At 59.6% G+C, this 22,495-nt stretch carries 23 protein-coding genes; 13 read left to right on the forward strand and 10 right to left on the reverse strand.

What is annotated here, in order from left to right; all coding sequences use genetic code 11:
* Positions 1-6 precede the first annotated feature (6 nt).
* Complete coding sequence (locus tag HDE80_RS00175) at positions 7-906, reverse strand: LysR family transcriptional regulator (protein ID WP_184666754.1); 900 nt, start codon at positions 904-906, stop codon at positions 7-9.
* A gap of 124 nt (positions 907-1,030) precedes the next feature.
* Between HDE80_RS00175 and HDE80_RS00180 the strand changes: the two genes are divergently transcribed.
* From HDE80_RS00180 to HDE80_RS00200, 5 genes are all read left to right on the forward strand, one after another.
* The gene (locus HDE80_RS00180) at positions 1,031-1,216 is read left to right on the forward strand and encodes a 4-oxalocrotonate tautomerase (protein ID WP_184601729.1); all 186 of its coding nucleotides are present in this window, start codon (positions 1,031-1,033) and stop codon (positions 1,214-1,216) included.
* A 735-nt stretch (positions 1,217-1,951) separates the two neighbouring features.
* Entirely contained in the window at positions 1,952-2,788 is an 837-nt protein-coding gene (locus HDE80_RS00185; protein ID WP_184666756.1) for a DUF2167 domain-containing protein, read from the forward strand.
* 3 nt (positions 2,789-2,791) lie between these two features.
* Positions 2,792-3,508, forward strand: coding sequence for a hypothetical protein (locus HDE80_RS00190; RefSeq protein WP_184666758.1), 717 nt, complete (start codon positions 2,792-2,794; stop codon positions 3,506-3,508).
* Positions 3,505-3,897 carry a DnaJ domain-containing protein gene (locus HDE80_RS00195; RefSeq protein WP_184601732.1) on the forward strand — a complete coding sequence of 131 codons (393 nt, stop codon included), beginning with the start codon at positions 3,505-3,507 and terminating at the stop codon, positions 3,895-3,897. The genes HDE80_RS00190 and HDE80_RS00195 overlap by 4 nt, the downstream gene beginning before the upstream one ends.
* 270 nt (positions 3,898-4,167) lie before the next feature.
* Positions 4,168-4,608, forward strand: a complete 441-nt coding sequence (locus HDE80_RS00200; protein WP_184666760.1) for a BLUF domain-containing protein — start codon at positions 4,168-4,170, stop codon at positions 4,606-4,608.
* Positions 4,609-4,668: 60 nt separating this feature from the next.
* Here HDE80_RS00200 and HDE80_RS00205 read toward each other — a convergent pair whose 3' ends face one another.
* The 4 genes from HDE80_RS00205 to HDE80_RS00220 all read right to left on the reverse strand — a co-directional run bounded on the left by HDE80_RS00205 (position 4,669) and on the right by HDE80_RS00220 (position 8,087).
* Positions 4,669-5,511 (reverse strand): helix-turn-helix transcriptional regulator, encoded by an 843-nt coding sequence (locus tag HDE80_RS00205; RefSeq protein WP_184666762.1) that lies wholly within the window; start codon positions 5,509-5,511, stop codon positions 4,669-4,671.
* A gap of 228 nt (positions 5,512-5,739) precedes the next feature.
* Positions 5,740-6,291 (reverse strand): carboxymuconolactone decarboxylase family protein, encoded by a 552-nt coding sequence (locus tag HDE80_RS00210; protein ID WP_184666764.1) that lies wholly within the window; start codon positions 6,289-6,291, stop codon positions 5,740-5,742.
* A gap of 156 nt (positions 6,292-6,447) precedes the next feature.
* On the reverse strand, positions 6,448-7,311 hold the full coding sequence (locus HDE80_RS00215; protein ID WP_184666766.1) for an NmrA family NAD(P)-binding protein: 864 nt from the start codon (positions 7,309-7,311) through the stop codon (positions 6,448-6,450).
* 71 nt (positions 7,312-7,382) lie between these two features.
* On the reverse strand, positions 7,383-8,087 hold the full coding sequence (locus tag HDE80_RS00220) for an SDR family NAD(P)-dependent oxidoreductase (RefSeq protein WP_184666768.1): 705 nt from the start codon (positions 8,085-8,087) through the stop codon (positions 7,383-7,385).
* Between the two features lie 150 nt (positions 8,088-8,237).
* Between HDE80_RS00220 and HDE80_RS00225 the strand changes: the two genes are divergently transcribed.
* The 4 genes from HDE80_RS00225 (at position 8,238) to HDE80_RS00240 (ending at position 12,910) form a co-directional block, all read left to right on the forward strand.
* Positions 8,238-9,140, forward strand: coding sequence for a LysR family transcriptional regulator (locus tag HDE80_RS00225; RefSeq protein ID WP_184666769.1), 903 nt, complete (start codon positions 8,238-8,240; stop codon positions 9,138-9,140).
* Positions 9,141-9,284: 144 nt separating this feature from the next.
* Entirely contained in the window at positions 9,285-10,631 is a 1,347-nt protein-coding gene (locus HDE80_RS00230) for a peptide MFS transporter (RefSeq protein WP_184666771.1), read from the forward strand.
* A gap of 249 nt (positions 10,632-10,880) precedes the next feature.
* Positions 10,881-11,399, forward strand: coding sequence for a MarR family transcriptional regulator (locus tag HDE80_RS00235; RefSeq protein ID WP_221437369.1), 519 nt, complete (start codon positions 10,881-10,883; stop codon positions 11,397-11,399).
* A gap of 8 nt (positions 11,400-11,407) precedes the next feature.
* Positions 11,408-12,910, forward strand: a complete 1,503-nt coding sequence (locus HDE80_RS00240; RefSeq protein ID WP_184666773.1) for a DHA2 family efflux MFS transporter permease subunit — start codon at positions 11,408-11,410, stop codon at positions 12,908-12,910.
* A gap of 471 nt (positions 12,911-13,381) precedes the next feature.
* On the opposite strand, the gene HDE80_RS00245 is transcribed toward HDE80_RS00240, so the two are convergent.
* On the reverse strand, positions 13,382-14,776 hold the full coding sequence (locus HDE80_RS00245) for an Hsp70 family protein (RefSeq protein WP_184667721.1): 1,395 nt from the start codon (positions 14,774-14,776) through the stop codon (positions 13,382-13,384).
* Between the two features lie 60 nt (positions 14,777-14,836).
* On the reverse strand, positions 14,837-15,745 hold the full coding sequence (locus tag HDE80_RS00250; RefSeq protein ID WP_184666775.1) for a LysR family transcriptional regulator: 909 nt from the start codon (positions 15,743-15,745) through the stop codon (positions 14,837-14,839).
* 139 nt (positions 15,746-15,884) lie between these two features.
* Between HDE80_RS00250 and HDE80_RS00255 the strand changes: the two genes are divergently transcribed.
* Positions 15,885-16,646 carry an SDR family oxidoreductase gene (locus HDE80_RS00255; protein WP_184666777.1) on the forward strand — a complete coding sequence of 254 codons (762 nt, stop codon included), beginning with the start codon at positions 15,885-15,887 and terminating at the stop codon, positions 16,644-16,646.
* A 441-nt stretch (positions 16,647-17,087) separates the two neighbouring features.
* Here HDE80_RS00255 and HDE80_RS00260 read toward each other — a convergent pair whose 3' ends face one another.
* Positions 17,088-18,164 carry a DUF6765 family protein gene (locus HDE80_RS00260; protein ID WP_184666780.1) on the reverse strand — a complete coding sequence of 359 codons (1,077 nt, stop codon included), beginning with the start codon at positions 18,162-18,164 and terminating at the stop codon, positions 17,088-17,090.
* Between the two features lie 279 nt (positions 18,165-18,443).
* Between HDE80_RS00260 and HDE80_RS00265 the strand changes: the two genes are divergently transcribed.
* Both HDE80_RS00265 and HDE80_RS00270 read left to right on the forward strand, forming a co-directional pair.
* Positions 18,444-18,665 carry a hypothetical protein gene (locus HDE80_RS00265; protein WP_184666782.1) on the forward strand — a complete coding sequence of 74 codons (222 nt, stop codon included), beginning with the start codon at positions 18,444-18,446 and terminating at the stop codon, positions 18,663-18,665.
* A gap of 45 nt (positions 18,666-18,710) precedes the next feature.
* Positions 18,711-18,923, forward strand: a complete 213-nt coding sequence (locus HDE80_RS00270) for a hypothetical protein (RefSeq protein ID WP_184601747.1) — start codon at positions 18,711-18,713, stop codon at positions 18,921-18,923.
* Positions 18,924-18,938: 15 nt separating this feature from the next.
* Here HDE80_RS00270 and HDE80_RS00275 read toward each other — a convergent pair whose 3' ends face one another.
* Entirely contained in the window at positions 18,939-19,838 is a 900-nt protein-coding gene (locus HDE80_RS00275; protein WP_184666784.1) for an endonuclease/exonuclease/phosphatase family protein, read from the reverse strand.
* Positions 19,839-20,109: 271 nt separating this feature from the next.
* Complete coding sequence (locus HDE80_RS00280) at positions 20,110-20,853, reverse strand: DUF1223 domain-containing protein (RefSeq protein WP_184666786.1); 744 nt, start codon at positions 20,851-20,853, stop codon at positions 20,110-20,112.
* Between the two features lie 262 nt (positions 20,854-21,115).
* Here HDE80_RS00280 and HDE80_RS00285 point away from each other — a divergent pair, with 262 nt between their 5' ends.
* Positions 21,116-22,459 (forward strand): M48 family metallopeptidase, encoded by a 1,344-nt coding sequence (locus HDE80_RS00285; RefSeq protein WP_221437370.1) that lies wholly within the window; start codon positions 21,116-21,118, stop codon positions 22,457-22,459.
* Positions 22,460-22,495: the final 36 nt, after the last annotated feature.

Genomic DNA, 22,495 nt, shown 5'->3' on the forward strand with positions numbered 1-22,495 from the left:
GGGTCGTCAGTCGATTGTGGCCGCTGCACTGAAGCGGCTCAGCAGAAAGTCGATCATGCTGCGCAGCTTGGCGGTCGGTCGGCGATCCGGTGCGTACAGCAAGTGCATCGGTATCGCCGGTGGTGCCCAGTCGGGCAGCACTTGCACCAGGTGGCCACTGGACAGATCGTCTGCAAGCAGTACCTCCGGCTGCAAAACGATACCGGCATCGTGCAGCGCAGCGATGCGCAGGGCATCGCCGTTGTCCGTGGTGAGCCGACCGCGCACGGCAATGTCCTGTTCGCCATCCGGGCCGAGCAGATGCCAGTGATCGCGGTGACGCCAGTTGGACAAGCCCAGGCAGGTGTGCGCGGATAGTTCGTCGGGCCGTGTCGGCGTGCCATGCCGGGCCAGATAGACTGGCGATGCCGCCATCAGCATGCGATAGGGCCGTAGTGGACGCGCTACCAGTGCGTGGTCGCCGATCGCACCGATGCGTATCGCCAGTTCATAACCTTCCTCGACCATGTCGAAGACCCGGTTGTTCAGCGACAGGTCGACGCTGACCAGCGGATGCTGGGACAGATAATCGGAGAGCGCCGGCACCAGCCGGCGACTGCCGAAACTGAGTGGCGATGCGATGCGTAGCAGACCCCGAGGCGTGGCCTGCAATTCGTTGGCACTGGCGTCGGCGAGTTCCACGTCGGCGAGCACCTGCTTGCAGCGTTCGTAATAGAGCCGGCCCACTTCGGTCAGTTGCTGGCGCCGGGTGGTTCGATGCAACAGTCTGGCCCCCAGCCGCTCTTCGATGGTACGTACATGCTTGCCGGCCATCGTCGGCGAGACGCCAGCGATTTCAGCGGCAGCGCTGAAACTGCCGCTTTCGACGACGCGAATAAACATCGCCATGCTGGATAGCTTGTCCATATCTAAAACCTATAGGTTTGGAATGCATCAATGAATTGCATGTTTATCAAATGCAGGCGCGCAATGAAACTGCTGCTCACCGAGTGATCTCATCCCTGAGACGTCGTGAACCTGGAGATATCCCATGCCAACCCTGCACCTTGAAATGCACCCCGGCCGCACGCTCGATCAAAAACGTGCCTTTGTCCGCGAAGTGACCAAAACGACCTGCGAAACGCTGGGCTGCCCGGTCGAAAGCGTGGAAATCCTGATCAGCGAAGTTTCCCGTGAGCTATGGGCCAGCGGTGGCCAGTTGAAATCGGATCAGTAAGCTGTTCGCGATGGCTTGCATAACGGCGGCACGCTGCGCAACGGCGCGCCGCAAATAACTGGGGCAGCGCAGAGATAGTTGATCCTTGCGCTCGACGGCTTTGAAGAGCGGATATCGGGCTGCGCTTATTCGCGGCGCCTTTGTTTCATCCAGCAGCTCGACACTTGCCATTGCGTACGGCAGCAGATACCTCAGCGAACTCACTCGCTGGGGTATCGAAACCACGATCCTCGTGCGATCACCTTCACCAAGGCACCCGCCATTACGCGTATTCCGGCTCGCAGGCCGATGTAGCACGTGCAGCTGAATACGACACGGCTCATATGCCGATCCCTTGAGCAGAGTCTGAAAGAGCTGGCCACGCTCGAGCCCGCCGAGGCGGATGTGGGCGAGGTAGCCTGCGCGATCAGCAACGTGATCGATGCGCCATTAGCTATGCGGCCCGTTCGCGGCACATCGACTCGTCCAGCGATAGGGTGGAAATCGTCAACACATGGCCGATTTCATCGGCGCAGAAATGTCCCGCCGCATCGGTTTGAAGTTCGAGCAATGGCCAATCCTTGTCGGTGCAAAACTTGCCAGCTATGGATCACTTGTCGGGCGCCAGCTATTGTTGCGCGGGGTACGGTTTGTACTCGTGGTAGATGGAACGTGGTTTCGGTCAGTTAGTGACTTACGGACAAGCGAGGCGCGTCTCACGCGCCGAGAACTATCAGCAAGTATCAGGGGATGGAAATGAAGAAGCTATTTTCAGTGTTGATCGCACTGCTGTTGGTGTGCGTGGGGATGTCTGCAGTGGCTCAGGGCAGCCCGATTTCCAAGTTGCCGTGGCAGAAGGGCCCCATCACCGTGAAGCTTGGTAGTAATGCCTCGCTGCAGGTGCCCGAGGGCTACATGTTTCTGGATGCCAGTGGTGCCCGGGCGTTCAACGAGATTACGCAGAACCCCAATGGCGACAAGGATGAGTACATCTTCGCGAACCGCACCGAAGGGTGGGTGGCCTATTTTTCGTACGAGGACACCGGGTACATCAAGGACGATGAAAAGATCGATGCCGACGCCATCCTGGCGAACATCCGTACTGGCACTGAAGCGGCCAACAAGGAGCGACGCTCGCGCGGCTGGGGTGAGATGAACATCCTTGGCTGGAGTGCCAAGCCTGAATACGACACACAGCTGAAGTCGCTGACGTGGTCGATTCTGGGCGAGAACGAAAGCACACACGATAAGGTGGCGAACTACAACGCTCGGTTGCTAGGGCGTCATGGCGTGATGGACGTAGTCTTGGCCACCTCGCCGGACAAGCTCGACATGGCCATCGAAGACTTCAAGCGAAGGGTGTCGGGTTTTCAGTTTGCACCCGGTGAAACCTATGCCGAATATCAGCCTGGCGATCACGTTGCGGCGTATGGCCTGGCAGCACTGATTACCGGTGGTGCTGTTGCGGTTGCCGCGAAGAAAGGCTTGTTCACCGTCATCGGTGGTTTCCTGGTGGCCGCATGGAAATTTGTGCTGGCTGGTTTGGTCGCGGCGAGCGCCTGGTTCAAATCCCTTTTCAAGAAAAAGAACTAGCGAATGACGCTGCACGATCATTGGCTGTTGATGGCTGGCATTGCGGTGCTGTACCTGTATGACTCTGCGCTGCTGCTGTTCCACAACGAGATCGTGCTGGAGACGAGGCGAACCGGTTACCTCGTCTCCGGTGGTTCGGTCATGGAATTTCGCGGCAGACATTTGTTTTTGCCGAACCCGCTGTGTCCGCATCGCGCACTTGTTCGCCTGAGCTGGGCGGCTGACGAACCGATGACTAGCGGTGCGCTACGCACGAGGGGCAGGCGCGTCAGGCTCGCGCTGGCAGTCATCGCACCGTGGACCTGTGCGCTGCTGGGTTTGTTCTTCGTGGCCCTTCCATGCGCGCTATGGGTTGGCACGGATGTGTTGCTGCTGGGTTGGCTGATACTTACCTATCTGACGATCGCGGCGATGCTTTGGCAAGTCTGGCGCGCTCGCAAGGCATTGAGCCTGTCGGGCAAAGCCGTGGTGGCGTTGGCGTTCGACGCACTGCTCTGCGCGCCGTTCGCAATCAACATGGTCAGAAAGATCAATCTGCGGCAGGAGCTGCCCAGCTTGCGCAGCGTGGCGTTGTCGAGGCTATCCCCGGCAGAGAACGTCGTGCTGTCCGGGATACTGCGCCAACGTATCGAGGCAAGTCTGGGGTTTCTGGAACCCGGCACCGAGGCCAGTAACGCGCTGCTCGCTTATCTCAAACGTTTCGAGGACGGCATGTCGTGACCATTACCCAGATCGTTATCATCGTTGCCGGATTGGTGGCTGGCTACAAGCTCATGAGCTTGATGCTCTCGCCGGGCAACGGGGACAAGAACAAACAGTCGCCTCGGTCATCCAATGACGATCCTGGCACGAATGATCAGCGTGATCGTTCGTACGACTCGGCCTGGAGTAGCGCACCGTCCTCTTCATCCGCACCCGCGTGGTATCAGACATTGGGTGTCGCCGAATCCGCCAGCCTGGAAGAAATCGACCACGCCTACAGGGTTCAGATCAGTCAATACCATCCTGACAAGGTGGCCAAGCTCGGCGACGATATTCGCCAGCTGGCCGAGGCGCGCTCGAAAGAAATCAATAGCGCCTACGACATCGCGGTGAGGCTTCGCCGCTAGAGAGCTTTTGGACGGATCAGCGCCAAACGATGGGGCCAATACCGGATTCGATCGACGGACATATTTACCCTCGAATGATCGCAGACGAGAGGAGCACTCGGCAGATTATTGCGTTCTGGCTGGCTTGGGCAGCCAGTAGATTTCCAGACATAGTCACCGTGATCGCGTGTTTTGGATGTGGCAGCAAGAGTCCCGAGACAACGGCTGGAGCGTCTGCACTGAAACAGACCCACTGCGGTTGGTGCCGAACCAAAGTGTTAGGGTGCGTGAATGGGCGATCTAGCAGCTGTTGCATATTCAAGTAAAACAACTCGTCCTATGAGTTCCCGAGACCTTGAAAGCTTGCTTATCGAAGCACGCGCTTTCAACGAAAAAGTGCAGGTCACCGGCGTGCTGCTTAAGCATGAGGGTGCGTTTTTTCAATATTTCGAGGGGCCTCCTTCCGCCGTAGCCATCGTTTACGAGCGGATCAAGAAGTCTCCCCTGCATCATCATCTGGTCGAGCTGCTGAACCAGCCGGTGGACACCCGGCAATTTACGCGCTGGCACATGGCGTTTACCAAAGCTCCCCTGACCACCTTGCAAGCTCTCAGCAATGAAATTTGGGAGATGGCATTGCCTACGCTGCACTCGCAGCAAGCCCGGTCAGCTGGCCTGGCACTGCTGCTCAAGTTCTGGGAATCCGCCCAGCTTGGCGGCACTTCGGCCTGAAACGGGTAGGGCCGTCAGTTCGCGACTAGGGTTTGATATGAGAAGAACTGTTTCCCTTTGTCACTTATCACAGCACTGATTTTCCATCAATTGTGCATACCGTTCTTCGGTCTCATCGTCGGCAGGGAACAAGCATTCAATGCGCAGCTCCTGCGCGGCCACCGTTTGCGGTGTGCCGACTGTGGTGACCATGGAGAAGAAGCTGAGCACCTGGCCGTTGCTGACAAAGTTGATCGGGATCACGGGGAGCGCCGGTGTGATGCTGTTTGCACCGGCATTTTTCCATTTGGCATCAATGCCCGGATAAGCGAGCAGATCGTTCAATAGCCTGTCGGTCTCGCTGTCCACGACATGTCCGACGGACTCGCGATGAACGCGCTGGATCAGGCTGCGCGCAACACTTTCCCAGTTGGCGATGAAGGGCCGCAGGCCATCGGGATCAAACATCATGTGCAGCATGTTGCGCGGCTGTGGGCGCGAGGCGATGTCAATGAAGTGTCCGAAGAATTGCGGCGAAGCCGTGTTGGTCATCGGCACGTTCCAATACCGATCCATCACCATGGCCGGATAGGGCTCGTGCTGGCGCAGCATGCGCTCGAGCGCCCGTTTCACGCTCCGCATCTCTGCGGCGTCCCATGGCGCTTCTGAATACAGTGGTGCATAGCCTGAGGCGAGCAGCAGTGCGTTGCGATCACGTAGCGGCACATCCAGCGCCTCGGCTAGATCCATCAAGGCCTGTCGGCTGGGAACGCTGCGGCCGCTTTCGATAAAGCTCAGATGCCGCTGTGATATGCCGGTATCCAGCGATAGATCGAGCTGACTCCTGCCGCGCACGTCACGCCAGTAGCGCAGAAGATCGCCGGGCCCGGTTCCGTTTTCGTTCTTGGTGCGTGTCTGAGGCATGGCGGGGGTGCCTGAATAGTTGAATCGATTAGAACGCCGGACTGGCGGGATGTTCTCGTGCTGATTCGATCCTATGGACGTCCATTTATTTTGATGACGCCGATGGCATAGATGCTGGCTCGCCGATTATTTGAGGTGAGCTTACGCGGGTTGGCGCCGTTCGTGATTGCGAGGCCGAAACGCCCCACGTCGTAGGACGTGGGGCGATCGGTAGAGCTCGGCGGACTATCAGGCAGCCGATGGGACCTGAGCCATGAAGTGATCCTCGATCGGCGTTCGGGCCAGGTTAGTGGTGGCGGCAGTCATGGTGGACAGGCCGACACTCAGAATCACTTCGAAGACCTGTTCCTTCACAAACCCGGCGGCGGTAAAGGCAGTGATTTCTCTGTCGCTGATCACACCGTGTTTTTCAAGGATGAGCCGGGCCAGCCGCGAGAGCGCCGCATAGCGAGGATTGGCGGGCAGCCGGCCCGCGCGCAGGTCGTCGACTTCCTGCACGGTTAAGCCGTCTTCGAGCGCAAAGGTGGAGTGTGCGGCAATCGTCCATGGACACCGCAGTGTCACGGCATTCGTCAGCAGCAGCACCTGCCGCTCGCATTCATCAAAACCGCCGCCATGGTAGGCACCGAATGCGCCGGCGAAGCCATTGAGCAGCACCGGGTTGGCGCCCATCGTTGCCAGCACGTTGGGCAGAAAGCCGAAGTTCTCCCTCAGCGCCTGCATCGTGGGGCGCGAGGCTTCCGGGGCGGTATCGATCGTGGGAAGAGTGAACAGGGACATGGGTATCTCCTTGATTGGGGTGATGACCATGCTAGCCACGCCAGGAATCTGCTCAATTACCTCCGAGGTAATAACGGCGTGTGGTCGACGTTGAGGCGATAGATAGATGGAGTGACTTTTGCCTTGACTCTCTACTGATGCTGACGAAGCGGTGAATCAGTGGCGAGCGACCAGCTCAGCGATCACGGTATCGAGTGAGGTCGAGCCTTTGCGTACGTGCGCGTCATCGGATTCGAAGCGGATCCAGCCTTCATTGAAGCCGTCGATCATCTGTGCGCGCGGCGTGGGGTTCTTCATGCCCTGGTGCTTGAACAGGTCGATCCAGGTGTCGCGCGGAACGATTTCAGCTTTCACCGCATGACCGAGTGCCTTGGTGAAGGCTGCGGCCAGTGCGTTGGGCGTGATCCGCCGCTGGCCTTCCAGTTCGACGATACGCGTGCCACTCCATGTTTCCTGAAGCAGTTCGGCGGCGATGGCACCGATGTCCTTCGTGGCGATCATCGGGAATGGTTTGTCGAGTGGCTGCAGGAAGCTGCGCAGCACGCCTTCGTCGCGTGCAGCCGGCACATCCCACAATGCGTTTTCCATAAACCAGCCAGCGCGTAGAAAGGTCACCGGCGACGGCAACTCGGCAAGACACGTTTCCATGATGCCAAGCAGGTTGAGCAGGTTGGGTTGGGTGGCCTGGGCGCCGATGGTGGAAAGGCAAACGATGCGTGGCGGATGGGCTGCTGCGAGTGCGCCATGCAGTGATGCCAATATAGCCTTGGCTTCGGGAAAGCCGGGGCTGGGATCGAACACGGGTGGCATCAGCACGAACACGCCGTCTACATCGTGAAAGGCATGAGTGAGTGCGGCGACATCGTTGACGTCAGCGAGGGCTATCTCGCAGCCGCGCGCTTTCCACGTTTCGGCCTTTTCCGGATTGCGCACGACGGCGCGTACCTGGTGTCCCTGGGCAAGCAAGTTGTCGGCGACAGCGCTACCGACCTGGCCGGTGATTCCCGTGATGGCGTACATGATGATATTCCTTGTGATGAAGAGTTAAGAGCGGATGGTGTAAACCCGGTTGCTTTGCGTACGAAGGCGACCTACCAGTGCACGGTGTGGCCGCGGTAATCCAGATAGCGCAGCCCCGGTGTGCCGGTGGCGTTGGTGATGGTGTCGACCACGCATGGAATGCTCTCGTCGATGGAGAGGTCGGCTTCGCTGCCGCCCATGTCAGTGCGCACCCAGCCGGGGCAGATCAGCAGCATTGCGCGTGGATCACCGGCGCGTGCGGCCGCAAAGCTGCGCATCAGCTGATTGAGCGCGGCCTTGCTGGAGCGATAGATCGACCAGCCGCCGTGCTCGTTGTCCGCCACGCTGCCAAGTCCGGAGGACATCACACCCAGCGCGCCGGTGTTCGGCACCAGACTTTCAAAAGCCTCCAGCACGCGCAACGGTGCCAGCACGTTGGTAGTCATTACCTGGATAAACTCCGCGTCGGAAACGTCCAGCGCGCTGACTTCCGTATCGCGTGTGGCGACGCCGGCGTTGACGAACAACAGATCGATGTGGCGCTCGGAAAGACGCTGACGCAGAGCGGTGATCTGCTTCGGGTCGGTGATCTCCATGCGTTCGATTTCGATAAGTCCGTGCGCATGCTTGGCCAGGTCGTGCAAAGGCGTACTCGCTTCGCCACGTACCGTGGCGATCACCTGCCAGCCGCGGCTGGCGTATTCCGCGACCATGGCCAGGCCGAGACCGCGCGAGGCGCCAACGATAAGGGCGACAGGCTTGGTTGGTGTGTTCATGCATGGCTTCTCATTGATGGATTTCAGTGGCGACAAACGAGCCGTTCAGGCCGGTCTCTCGGATGCGGACTCAAGGTTAGCCATCTTGGTGGGTTGACTGAAGATCATTTTTTTCAGATCTTTGATGACTCAAAGTCATGAGTGAACGCAATGGCCTTCGATGGAAAAATGCTCGCCAACCTGAGCGTGCTGGCGGCGGTGGTGGAGTCGGGTAACTTTGCCCGTGCAGCGGATGCCCTGGGTCTCACGGCGTCGGGCGTGAGCCGAGCGATCAGTCGGATGGAGGCACGCCTGGGCATTCGTTTGCTGCATCGAACGACGCGCTCAATCACGCTTACCGACGAGGGTGAACGTTTCTACGCGGAAGTGCGGCCGCTGCTGGTGGGCATTGAGGAGGCGGCATCGCATGCTGGCGGTGCCTCGCTATCGGTGCGTGGCCGTTTGCGGGTCAACGTGGATCCGCTTTTTTCGCGCCATGTGCTGGCGCCGAGGCTGCCCGAGTTCATGGCGCGCCATCCGGATCTGGAGATTGAGCTGATCACACGCGACGATCTGGGCGACATGATTGGCGAAGGCGTTGATGTAGCGGTGCGTTTTGGTTTTCCGTCATCTTCCTCGTTGGTGGCGAGACAGCTGCTGGAGACGCGCATCATCACGGTGGCGTCGCCGGCGTATCTGAAAAAGCACGGTCACCCCAGCACGCCTGCGGATATTGCCAGCCATACTTGCATCCAGTTTCGCGACTCGCAGACGCGCCGGCCATTCGACTGGGAGTTTCACAAGGGCCGCAAGGTAGTGCCGGTGACCACGCATGGTCCGCTGCTGGTGAGCGATGCGGGAACCTTGATGAGCGTCTGCATCGCCGGCGGCGGCCTGGCGCAAATGATGGCGATCGGTGTGGTGCAGGATCACCTGGCCAGGAAAAAGCTGGTACAGGTGCTGCCGGACTGGGCTGACGAGCGTTTTCCGCTGTACGCGTTCTATCCATCGCGACACCATCCGGCAGCCAAGGTCCGCAGCTTTATTGATTTCTGCCTGGAGATTCTGGCCTGATAGATGGTTGAAGCAAGCATTCAGGAGGGACGTGTCGGGTCTCTCAATGCGTCGGTTTTACCTGCCAGCGGAAATAAAAGGGCGACGACGTCAGCGGCTTGTGCAAATAATCGCTTTATCTCGATCTGTTTTATCAAGGGCTTCATGAATACAAAGACCGCTGCTTCCCCGCGCACCTTCTTCGGCGAGCCGATGGCGCTGGCTTTTCTCAGTTTTACCGAAGCATGGGAGCGCTTTTCGTATTACGGCATGACGTCGATCTTGGTGCTCTACATGAGCCAGGCTTTGTTGTTGCCGGGACATGTGGAGGGTATTGCCGGCTTTTTAGCTTTTCGTGCGGGGATGGAGTCGGTATTCGGCCCCATGACAACGCTGGGTTTAGCCTCGCAGATCATGGGGTTGTACACCGGCTTTGTGTATTTCACGCCGGTACTGGGTGGCTGGGTGGCCGATCGCTGGCTCGGTCGACGGGCAGCAGTGATGATCGGCGCAATGATGATGAGTGCAGGCCAGCTGGCGATGGCATTCGATGTGTCGTTCTTGCTGGCGTTGCTGTTGCTCATCGTTGGCTGCGGTTTGCTCAAAGGCAACATCTCGACTCAGGTTGGCGAGCTGTATGCCGAAACCGATGGTGAAGGGCGCACGCGTGCGTTTGCGATTTTCTCTATCGGCATCAATGTCGGCGCAGTCGTCGGGCCGTTGCTTTGTGGATTGTTGGCGCAGCTTTACGGTTGGCATGCAGGCTTCGGACTGGCTGGCATGCTCATGCTGATCGGCTTGTTCACCTATATCGCCGGCTTCCGCTATTTACCGAAGGATCGGCCGCGCGCCGGAGCGCGTGCAAAAACCAAGTTGACCGGCCACGAATGGCGGACGGTCGGCGCGCTGGCAGCGGTGGCGGCCATTACCATTTTTCAGTCCGTGAGCTACTACCAAAACACCAATCTGGCGCTGGTATGGATTAGCCGTAGCGTCGATCTGAATTTTCTCGGCTTCCATGTGCCTGTCGCCTGGTTCAACTCGATCGATCCACTGGCCAGCATAGTTTTCGTGCCGGTGTTGTTCGCGCTGTGGCGTTATCAAGCCGCGCGCGGCAGCGAGCCAGATGACTTGGGGAAAATCGCGACTGGTGCGTGGCTGGCGACGGCGGCAAATGCGCTGCTGGCGGTGTCATGCGTGCTTAGCGTGCGTACGCCAGTGTTGGTACCGGTGATCTACGACGCCTTGCTTGGCATCAGTTTTCTCTACTACTGGCCAACCCTGCTGGCGCTGGTATCGCGTGCTGCGCCCGCAACGATCAAGGCGACCTTGATGGGCGCCGTTTTTCTTACACTGTTCATCAGCAATTTCATCATCGGATGGCTGGGTGGTTTTTACGAGCGCATGACACCTGCCGGTTTCTGGACCATGCACGCCAGCATCGCGGCGGTAGGTGGCGTGCTCGCCATTGCGCTGAGTCGTCCGTTGAAGCGTGTGCTGGCGGTTGATTGAATAGACGTCCAGACTCCTTGTGATTAACCGAGCTCCTTCAATACCTCGATAAACGCCTTCAACCCCGGCGGTACGTGGCGGGGGATGGCTTAGCGAGAAAGGTAGGCCGTAAACGGAGTCAGCGCGAGCTGGCCCTTTGGCTTTTCTCGCGGCATTTCTGTCTTTCCCGCAAGCGCATGGCCACCGTAGGCTGAGCGTGGATATATTTGCGTCTATGCAACTATTGCGTTTCAGGATATAGTTGTGTTTATGCGTATATTAAAATCCACCGACGATTCCCTTGCTCATCGTCTTATCGCCGCCATCATGCCGCTGATCAAGGGCAGTCAGGTCGAAGTGATGTCGGCAACGGCCGACTTCGAGTTCACGATGACCCAGCTGCGGATGTTGTTCGTGCTTGAGCATGCCGGGTGCGACATGGCCGTCAATGAGTTGGCCGAACACGTGGGGCTATCCATGGCCGCCACTGGGCGTGCAGTGGACATCGTGGTTCGTACTGGCCTGCTGTCGCGGCGCGAGGACGAGAGCGACCGACGCATCAAGCGCATCGGGTTGACCGAGTCCGGGCGCAAAGCGATCGTGCAGATCGGCCAGGCGCGTCGCCGCGCGGTCGAGTCGTTCGTGGCCAAGCTCGATGGCGCCGAGCGCGCCGCGCTCGATGCTGCTGTCGCCACGCTGGGCGCGCTTACCTCCCTGCACCTTCCTCTCCCTGGCGGAATTCACGCAGCTCCATCGTGCGCCGTCACGCCTTCCAAAGTATCGAAGTGAGTTCTCCCATGTCCCCATCAAAAGCCCCTGTCGAGGCCACGCTCGATCCGCGCCTGCTGCGTATTGCGGCGGTGGTCATTCTCGGCACCTTCATGTCGATCCTCGATACGACGATCGTCAATGTCGCCATCAAGGAATTGTCGAAAAGCTTCACTGCGCCGCTGGCGACGATGCAGTGGATTTCGACCGGCTACATGCTCGCGCTGGCCACGGTGATTCCGCTCACCGGCTGGGCAGCCGATCGCTTTGGCACCAAGCGCCTGTACATGGCCTCGATCGGCATGTTCCTGCTGGGCTCGGCGCTGTCCGGCGCGGCCTGGTCGGCCGGCTCGCTGATCGTTTTCCGCGTGCTGCAGGGCCTGGGTGGCGGCATGATCATGCCCGCCGGCATGACGATATTGACCCACGCCGCCGGCCCGAAGCGGATGGGTCGAGTCATGGGCATCGTCGGTGTGCCGATGCTGCTGGCGCCGATCATCGGACCGATTCTCGGCGGTTGGTTAGTGGACGATGTGTCTTGGCGCTGGATCTTTTTCGTCAACCTGCCGATCGGTGCGATTGCGCTGTTCGCCGCGCAGCGTGTGTTCGAGCGCGACGAGCCCAAGCCGCATCATTCGCTGGATTGGCCCGGGCTGCTGATGCTGTCGCCGGGTCTGGCGATCTTCGTTTACGGGTTGGCGGAGACCGCTGCCGGTGCGGGCCTGGATTCCGTGGGCGGTGGTGGTGCGGTGCTGCTCGGGCTGGCGCTGGTGATCGCCTTCGTGCTGCATGCGCGTGTCCGGAACGGTGCGCTGATCGACGTGAAGATGTTCGCGCAACGGGCTGTTGGTGCGCCGGCGCTCACGGTCTTTCTGTTCTGTACGGCGTTCTTCGGTGTGGCGCTGTTGATGCCGCTGTATTTTCAGGTGGTGCGCGGCGACTCGGCGCTGCATGCGGGTCTGCTGCTGGCCGCGCAAGGTATTGGCGCGATGATCTCGATGCCGATTGCCTCGCGTCTGACCGACAAGCTCGGTGCCCGTCGCATCGTAGTGGTGGGTCTGTCGCTGGTGGCGCTGGGCATGTTGAGCCTCAGCCAGATCTCGGACACCACGACCTTGTTGCAGGTCGAGCTGACACTGTTTGTGATGGGCCTGGGCATGGGTTCCACCATGATGCCGGCGATGAGTGCCGCGCTCTCCTCGATCGAGCGGCATGCGGTGGCGCGTGTCACCGCTGGGCTCAATGTGCTGCAGCGGGTCGGCGGATCGATCGGCACCGCGCTGCTGGCAGTGGTGCTGTCGCATCAGCTGGCTGTGGCCATGCCGGCAGGTCAAAGTGCGACCTTGCATGTTGGTCACGGCGTTCCCGCAGGCGCGCCTGGCCAGGTGGTTCCGGCGCTGGGCGCCGCGTTCGGTCACACGTTCATGTGGTCGTTCGCGCTGGTCATCTGTGCGTTGATTGTTGCGCTGTTTATCCGCCGGAGCCACGTGGATACGGCGGCGGCCAGTGCAGCCCATGTGATCGTCGAATAGCTTGAAGCCCGCATAGCCTTTGAGGCGCAACGCCGATTTGCGCGCCATAAATTCCCGATCCGTCGTTTCCAGGCCAGTCACCTGACAGTGGCTGGCCTTTTCACGTTTGCAGATCGAGGTTTTCCGTCACCTGGCCGGCGATATCGCTTGCTGCGTCAAGCAAACCGTGATGTCCGCTACGCCTGTCCTTCCGTAAGGCACTGTATTACGAACATAAAAAAACCCGCAGAGGGGAGTCTGCGGGTTCGGGGGGTTCCATCTAGTTGCGTGGCAGAGGAGGGGAGCCTTAGCCACGCGGTGGGAGCGATGTCTCACGACATGGGGTTAATGTACTCGATGGTTCGTTAATGGAGCGTGAGCGAAAGTAAGAAAATTCGCCGGTCTGATATGTTTCGGCGGAACTTATGGCCTGCGTAGTCATCGCGTACGGTTTCCTGAGTGGCAAAACCACGCCAAGCGCAGCAACCTTGTTCAACGATCAGCCTCATCCGCTGCCACCGCCAGCCCCGATACCACACCCAGTGAGGGGTCGCCCTGTACCAGCGGTATCTCTGGAAAGCAGGCTTGCACGCGTTCGCGGATCTGTGGTGAGCGCGACGTGCCCCCAGTGATGAAGACACTGGCAGGGAGTTCATCGAGATTGCTGCGTACGGTGTCCAGCGTGCGTTCCATCTGGTTGAGGAAGGTATCGATGGCGGCATGGAAATCCGCGTTGCGGAGTTCCACCGCCAGGCCGGGTTCGATGAAATCCAGTTCGGCGCGATAGTGTGGAGATGCGCTCAGAGTGATCTTGCTGCGCTCGGCGACCTGGTTGAGTCGTGTGGTGGCACCGGCCTCCTGCAGCGCGCGCAGGCGTGAACCGTAGGGCTCGTCGACAAGGCGATAGTCCTGCTGGCGAAACTCGCGCTGCTTGGGCAGGTTGTGCACACTGGCGGCGTCGACGTAGCGGTGCGCCGGCATGCTGATGATGTCCTTGCCCAGTTGCGGCATGAAGCTGTGCAGGCTCACGTTGACGTCGAGATCGGTGCCGCCCTTGGGCAGGCCCCAGCTGCGCGCGATGTGCGGCGCTTCGCCGCCGCCTAGTTGCGCATGCGCCACGTCGGTGGTGCCGCCGCCGATATCGACCACCAGCGCGTACTGCCGATCCGCCAGACTCTTGTGATAATGCATCGCTGCGGCCGCGGGTTCTTCCAGAAAGCTCACGCTGTCGAAGCCGGCGGCCGCCGCCGCTTCGCGCAGAATCTCGATCGCCTGCAGTGAACCTTGGGCGCCCATCGAGCTACGAAATTCCACTGGTCGTCCGATGACTGCACCGCGCACGGGCGTGCCGAATTGTTGGCTGGCGGTGAGGCGAATGTGTTCGATGATGTGCGTGGCGATATGCACAATGACCTTGCGCACCTGTGGGTCGAGCCTGTAACCGAACATCGACTTGGGCGATTCGATCAGGTTGCCGCCGCCGCTCTCCAGATAGCCTTCCACCGCGGCCTCACCGAACAGCGCATGCTGAAAGCTGGCGACCGATGCGGTGGCGTTGCGCGTCTGCTCTTCCATCCATTGTCGACGCACCACGCGCAGCGCTTCACTGCGCAGTTCGCTCTCGCTGCGCGACACCGGTGCCTGTCCGCGTGCGCTGGTCGCGGCGGTGAGCTGACGTTGCTGTTGTCTGGCCAGACGCAATTGATTTTCTACCTGCGCGTCGAGCGCCGGCGTCAGCGTGAAGTCGCTGGGGTCGGGAACCAGTTCCGGGAAAAATACCGCGGTACGAAACTGCTCGGCGTTGCCGAAGCGTACAAGCTTCAGTTCGCCGTCGATGATGGCGGCGGCAGCCGAGTAGCTGGTGCCGAAATCGATACCGATATGCATAGGGTCACGAGATCGCTGCATGGCATCCCGTCATTATGCCGGCTGCGTCGGCAATGTTCGCTATGCCACCGGATCCAGGTGCGGCGTCAACACCTGCGTTATCCAGGTCATGAACGCCTGCACGCGTCGGGGCAGGTTGCGGCGGTTGGCATAAAGCAGCGATACCGACATCGGTTCGGCGCGGCAATCCGGCATGACTTCCACCAGCTGACCGGCGTCGATCAGAGGCTGCAGGCCGGCCGCGGGGCCCTGGATCAGCCCCAGCCCCGCAACGCATGCGGCGGTATAGGAGTCGCTGTTATTGACGGTGATGCTGCCGGTCATCGGCAGGCTGGCATAGCCTGTACCGTCGGGATATTCCCAGCCTGGAGAGCGCGCACCCAGGGTGGATACGTAGTGGATAAGCTGATGTCTCGCCAGATCGTCGAGCGTCTTCGGCGTGCCGTGGCGTTTGAGGTAGGCCGGGCTGGCGCAGTTGATGATCCGGAATACGCCAAGTGTTCGTGCGACCAGGCTGCTGTCGACCAATGGGCCGACGCGCAAAACACAGTCGAAGCCTTCGCGTACCAGATCCACCAGTCGATCCGTACTGCTCAGCTCCAGCTCGATCAGCGGATGCGCCTGAATGAATTCCGGTAGCCGCGGCAGAACGAAAATCCGCGCGACGCCGCTGGACATGTCCACACGTAGCCGTCCGCGCAACGATTGCTCGCCTTGCTGAAACATCGCCTGCAATTCATCGATGTCGGTGAGCAGATCCTTGCTGCGCTCGTAGAACGCCTGACCATCGTGCGTCATCTGCACCTTGCGGGTGGTCCGATGCAGCAGCCGCGCACCGAGCGTGGCCTCCAACTGCTGCACAGCGGTCGATGCGCTGGCTTTTGGAATGCCGAGGCTATCGGCGGCGCGGGTAAAGCTGGCCAGTTCGGCTACCCGAATGAAGATCTGCATGGCATCGAGCTGGTTCATGGTGGTGCGGTCCGGTCTGGCGAGCGGCTAATTGGTCGATTTTTATGAACATACAAATCATATATCGACGATTTATCCATCACTAGTCGACCAATAGAGTGGGTCTGCCGAATCAGTCCCACCATTCAAGGAGCCATTCATGAGCAATCCATCCATCGCCATCATTACCGGCGGCAGCCGCGGCCTGGGCCAGAACACCGCGATGAAGCTGGCCGAGCAGGGTACGGACGTCATCCTGACCTATCGCAGCGGTCAGAAAGAAGCAGCGGCCGTGGTGGCCGCTATCGAAAAGCTGGGCCGCAGGGCCGTGGCCCTGCCGCTGGACGTGGGCAAGAGCGCCAGCTTTGACGACTTTGCCGCGCAGGTTCGCGAGGCGTTGAGCAAAACCTGGCGGCGCGACAGCTTCGATTTTCTGGTCAACAACGCGGGCACAGGGCTGCACGCCAGCATCGCCGAAACCACCGAGGCGGAGTTTGACGAGTTGGTGAACGTCCACTTCAAGGGCGTGTTCTTTCTTACCCAGAAGCTGCTGCCGCTGATCGCCGATGGCGGCCGCATCGTCAATATCTCCAGCGGGCTGGCGCGCTTCACCTTGCCAGGCTCGTCGGCATACGCTGCGGTGAAGGGTGCTGTCGAGGTGCTCACGCGCTATCAGGCCAAGGAACTGGGTGCGCGCTGGATAGCCGTGAATACCGTGGCACCGGGCGCGATCGAGACCGACTTCAGAGACGGTGCCGTTCGCGACAATCCCGAAATCAAAAAGATGATCGCATCGCAGACGGCGCTTGGCCGTACCGGCTTGCCGGATGACATCGGCGGCTTGATCGCCTTGCTGTTGCTTCCAGCCAATGGCTGGATCAATGCCCAGCGCATCGAAGCTTCGGGTGGCATGTTTATCTAAGCAAGCTTGTTCGAAGACGGTGCCAGCGGACGACCCCCGAATGGCCGTCTATTCAACGTCGTCGGAGCGCGCTGTTGGGATTCGCGTGCCGCTCGTCCCAACCTACGATGGCATCGCGATGTCCGATGGTGAAATCTGCGGCGATGCATGATGAGGCGCAATCGCCAGGCAAAGTTGCTTTGTGACGGCGTTAGCCCGCGAGTTGATGGTCTGCTGGCATCCCGGTCGTTGCATCGCCGCGTTGGAATGGCTGTGCAAAAGAACAGTAATGCGTAGGTTGGGATGAGCATCAGCGAATCCCAACGCTGTCGGAGCGTGATGTTGGGATTCGCGTGCCGCTCATCCCAACCTACGATGGCATCGTCGATGTCCAGCGGGTGAGGAACCGGTGGATGTACCGTGACATGCAAGCACCATGTGAAGCGTCTGACAAAAGGTGCTTCAAGCCAGCCGCACTCCATGCTTCGGCAGGATGATCTGCGTCACCACGAAGCGATGTTCCTTGATGGCGTCGTGGAATTTTCGATAGTCGGATTGCTCGAAAGCTTCTGACCACACGGGCTTTTTGTCGCCATCGGCGTTGCCGTCGATGATGCCGGTGGCTTTGTCCTTCCAGGAATCAGGGCCCTTGCCGATATACGGTTTAACCGTTTCGGCGAAGCCCGGTACCTGGCCGCTGGTCAGTGCCTTGATCAGCGCATCCAGTCGCACGCTGGGATCATCGTTGCGATTGGATGCAAGCAGTGACGCGAGCGCAGCCTTGGTTTCTTCCGGCAATCCTTCCTCCTGCGCAAACGCGGTATTGCCGTGGCGAAATCCCTTGATGGCGCGATACGCCATATCCGCCGCCTCCATGAAGATGGGCAGATTGTCACGCTGGAAGGTCAGGCCATGGCCGTTCTCGTACTGCCACTTGGCCCATGGCTGGTCAGGAAAGTGCAGCGCGGCGCCGTGGCCAAGCTTGACCACGAAATCGAGAAAATTCGATTGCGTGGTGTGCACGATATCGTCGACGAACTGCCGCAGTTTTCCAAGCCAGGTTTCATGCGAGTAGTCGTCGCTGGTGAGCGACTTCACTACGTTGTGGTCGCTGATGGTGCCGGTGAAATTCTGGTGCGCCCATGTATCAACGTAGACGTGCAGGGTCACACCCAATCGATGCAGGGCGTTCTCCGCTTGGCGATTTTCGATGGCGTGCGCGACCATGTCGCGTGCGATCGCACTGTCGGGTTTGCAGATGGACTTGTCTTCCAGCGTGCTGCCTTCGCCAGCCGGCAGGAAGTGAAACGGCGCCCAGATCCGCTTGTCGCTGGTGTCGCTGATATTCATGTAATCGAACATCTTGTGCGCGCTGGCAAAGCGTTCGTAGCTCTCGCCGCCGACGAACTCCAGCATGCCGGTGACCGTCGCGTCATCCACGTACTGGCAACAATGCGCGACGGTTTCGGCATCCGGCTTCTCGAGCCCGGCGAGTCGACTGACGAGATAGATCACACCGTAGTGGAAATCGATATTCATCGAATGGCCTTTTCCCGGGGTTTGCGTGACGTTGGCAATGTGTTGGTACCGCGTGATTCCTGCTGACGCAGTCTCGACCGCAGCGCCTCAATAAAGGCTGAAAGCGCCGCGGAGTCTGTCGGCGGCTGGGGTGATAGAGGTAGTAATCGGGCAAGGTGGAGCACCAGGGCTCGATTACCCGCACCAGCCGGCCTTCGGCGATGTGCCCGGCGTGGACTGTCATGCGTTCTTCACTTGACCGAGGCCACTTTAGCTATCCCTTTGGCCAAGGTATTTCCCATGACAGGTTCCACGCCCCAGACGCACGAACGGATTGTGGACGGCATCGCATATACCGTGGAAACCTCCCTGCACGAGCGTGGTATCTCGATCGTCGTTACCGTACCTGGCATCGGGCCGGAGGAGGAAAATGATCGCACCTATGCTTCAGAGGACGAGGCGCTTGCCGCTGGTGACGAGATCGCACGCTTGCTGATTCATCGGCAGGGCCCCAAAAGATAAGTTGGTGTAACACGACTTGATGCAACACGACGCAAGAGGCATCCGATGAGCAACGCATCCGGTTACAAGATTTTTCCTTCATGTCAGCGCGAGTCATCCAAGGATGGCCGGCTCGTCTACGAAGCTACTTATATCATCCAGGACGACCAAGGCCTGCGCGGTGAACCCATCACGGTCGCGGGCCAGTTCGAGTCCGCCGAGGAGGCGCTTGCCGCTGCCCAGGCAGCGGGCGAAAAACTGCTGTCGCAAATGCACTGAGCCTCATGGTGCTGCTCAAGGCGTAGCCGGCAGTGACGTCGACGCAGGTTTTTCGCTGACGCGTACCTTCTGCCGGGCAGGCCATGCCAGCACGGCCACAACCGGAAAATGATCGGACGGATAGCGATCATCCTGCTGCGTGGTGACCGTCTGCGCGGTCAGCGCGCGAAAGTCACGGTAGAGAATCCAGTCGATGCGGCGATCCGGAATGCCGGTGAAATTGTGGAAGGTCTTTTCCGGTCCGCCATGGCTGCCCGCACTGATCCATGCATCGTCCAGCAGTGAGGTGAGTACCGCATGGTCGGGTTTGTCGGGCGCGCTGTTGAAGTCGCCCGTCATGACGATGGGTAGGTCGGTCGGTAACGCATTCAGGCGTGAGAGAATTTCCTGCGCCGAGCGCGTGCGCGCCAGCTCATCCTGATCGCGATACGGAAAGTGCGTGTTGCAGTAGTAGAAATGCCGGTCATCGGCTTTGCGCTCGAACAGCGCCCACGTGACCATGCGCGGATATGGGTTGCCACAGGTGATGCTGCCGGGTTTGTCGGGTGTGTCGGACAACCAGTAATTGCCGGAGTCGATCACGCGCAGGCGGTCGCTGCGATAGAACACACCCATATGCTCGTCGCCATCATCGCCGCGGCGACCGATACCGAACCAGACGTATTGCGGCAGTTTGCTGACGATGTAATCGCCCTGGAATTTGTTCAGCTCCTGCGTGCCGAGCACATCCGGATGCTGCTCGCGGATCGTGCGCACCATGATGTCGCGTCGGTGGTTCCAGTCGTTCGGGCCATCGTTGGCGATGCCTGTGCGTACATTGAACGTCATCACACGCAGCGTCTGCGCACGGAGCCTGGCGCTGGTCAGACCAAGCGACACAAGCAGAACGGCAATCAGCAGCTTGAAAAAACGCATGGCGAATGCTCCGTTGAATGCGGGAACCAGCGATCGCCGCGAACGTACCACAGCCACGCGATGGCGCAGTCACGATCACACCGAATTACCGGTATCGAAGAGACAGTGCATCGGTAATGGCGAGCGTCGTCATGATGTGGTCGACAATCATGCTGATGTTGCAAAGCAGTGACCACGTATGCCTACGTAAAGAAGAAAAGCCGGATCCGAGTACCATTCCGTATCCGGCTTTTATCGGCAGTGCTTGATCTGCTCCAACGGAGTGAATCGATTAGCGAGGAACAGTACTCATTGGCACGCCGGTGTCCTTCGAGGCACCAAGAATTGCGCCGCCGGCCTTGATCTGCACCAGTGCGGCGGTGGACAGGTCAGTCAATTTCGCTGCCGGTATGTTGAACGTCTTGGGGCTTCCATCCCACGTGCCGAGGTTGACGAGTTCGCGCACCACGTTGCGATGGGGAAGAGTGCGACCGCCGTTTTCGCCGGCGCGAATAGCGACGTTGATCGTGCGCGGGTCGTAGCGCACCAGCCAGACATCAGCCCGTGCAGCAGGCTTGCCGGAACCCACCCGCAGTTGGCCGTTCTCCCATGACAGGGAAGGTCCTTGCGTATGCGCCTGTGCGATCACCTGATTGAGTTGTGCGCGGTCCGTGCCGACGAGATCTTGTTGTCCATTCACCACGACCTGCGGGGTGTAGACGCCATTCTGTTTCTGGTAGTGCGAGTAGTCGTATTGCCGGTCGGTAAACGCTTCGCTGGCGAAGGTGTCTTTCCAACCGAGGTTGTCCCAATAAGTGACAGCAAACGATAGCGCGAGAATGTTTGCTTGCCCCGCGATGGCGTTGAGGTTGGCTTCGGCCGGTGGGCACGACGAACAGCCCTGGCTCTGGAATAGTTCAACCACCACAAGCGGTGCGGGCGCGGGATGATCCTGTGCGTAGCCGATTTCGTTGAAGGCAATCAGCGCAAACACGCCGAGCAGGAGTTTGGCGGGTAATTGAATGAATGTGTTCATGGCGGACTCCAGCCGACACGGCGGATAGGATGAGTGCAGTGATGCGTGTCGTTACCTTTGTTCTTCGTCGGTGCACGGGGAAAGTTACCTTTCGTAGTGCTAAAGCTGACGCCCTTGGTCTTACGCCAGCGTTGAGATTCCCTCACGGCAGCAAGTCCAGTCAATGCCGCATTAGCTGGCAGGCAGCCCAAGCCTTGGTAGCGCTGGCGCACTTCGGGTGCTTCCAGTACGTTTGTGAGACTTCAGGCGCGGGGAGTCGTCCATGAAATCTTTTCTAGCGATGCTGTTGGCAGTTGTCCTGGTATTTGGCGTCACTTCTGTCTTTTCGGCACCGGCCGCTGACAGCACGCCGGTGACCGCAACAACGTCAGCGCTTGCCACCTCACCGCATTTCGATGTCGACGAAGCTACCAACACTTACATGTCGCAGCTATCGCCGGAGGCGCGGGCGAATTCCGATGCGTATTTCGAGGGCGGCTACTGGTTGGTGCTGTGGGATTGCCTGTGGGCGTTGGGTGTGGCGTGGTTGTTGCTGGGTACGCAGTTATCGGTGCGCATGCGCAACCTGGCCGAGCGCATCACGCGCTTTCGCTGGCTGCAGACGGCCATCTATGCAATCCAGTACATCGTGCTGACGAGCCTGCTGACGCTGCCATGGAATTTCTACGAAGACTACGTGCGTGAACACAAGTACGGCCTGTCTACCCAGGATTTTGCGCAGTGGTCTGGCGATCAGGTGAAGGGTCTGATCGTGGCGCTGATTCTCGGTACGGTGGCGCTGGTGATCGTTTACGCGGTGATCCGCAAGGCAACGCGCACATGGTGGCTTTGGGGTTCGCTGGTGGCCATCGTGTTCATGATGTTTGTCGGCACCATCGCGCCGGTGTACATCGCGCCCGTGTTCAACACCTACACATCGTTGCCGGATAGCCAGCTCAAATCACAGATTCTGTCGATGGCCCGCGCCAACGGCATTCCAGCCACCAACGTCTACGAGTTCGATGCGTCGAAGCAAAGCAAGCGCATCAGTGCCAATGTCAGCGGCATGTTCGGGACCACCCGTATCAGTCTCAACGACAACCTGATGAACCGCAGCACGCCGGCGGAGATCAAGGCCGTGCTCGGCCACGAAATGGGCCATTACGTGCTCAATCATGTTTATAAGGGTCTGGTGTTTTTTGCCGTCATCATCGTGATCGGCTTTGCGTTCGTGTACTGGAGCTTTGGCTGGGTCATGCGACGCTGGGGTACAGGCTGGGACATACGCGATCCGGGTGATGTGGCCGGCTTGCCGCTGTTCGCGGCGCTGTTCACGATTTTCGTTTTCGTGCTGACGCCGGTGACCAACACGATCACCCGCAGTGCCGAGGCGGAAGCCGATGCATTTGGCATCAATGCCGCGCGTCAGCCGGATGGCTTTGCCGAAGCGGCGGTGCAACTGTCCGAATATCGAAAGATGCATCCCGGCCCGATCGAGGAATTCGTGTTCTTCGACCATCCCAGCGGTTGGAACCGTATCCACCGGGCGATGGTCTGGAAGGCCGAGCATCTGGACGATGCGGATATTCGTGCTCTGCAGGTCATCACACCGGTGACTTCGCGCTGAGGTGCAGGGCGACCGAGTCAGGCGGCCTGTCTGCTG

Origin of the sequence: Rhodanobacter sp. A1T4, assembly GCF_014207185.1 — a bacterium.
Taxonomy (GTDB): Bacteria; Pseudomonadota; Gammaproteobacteria; order Xanthomonadales; family Rhodanobacteraceae; genus Rhodanobacter.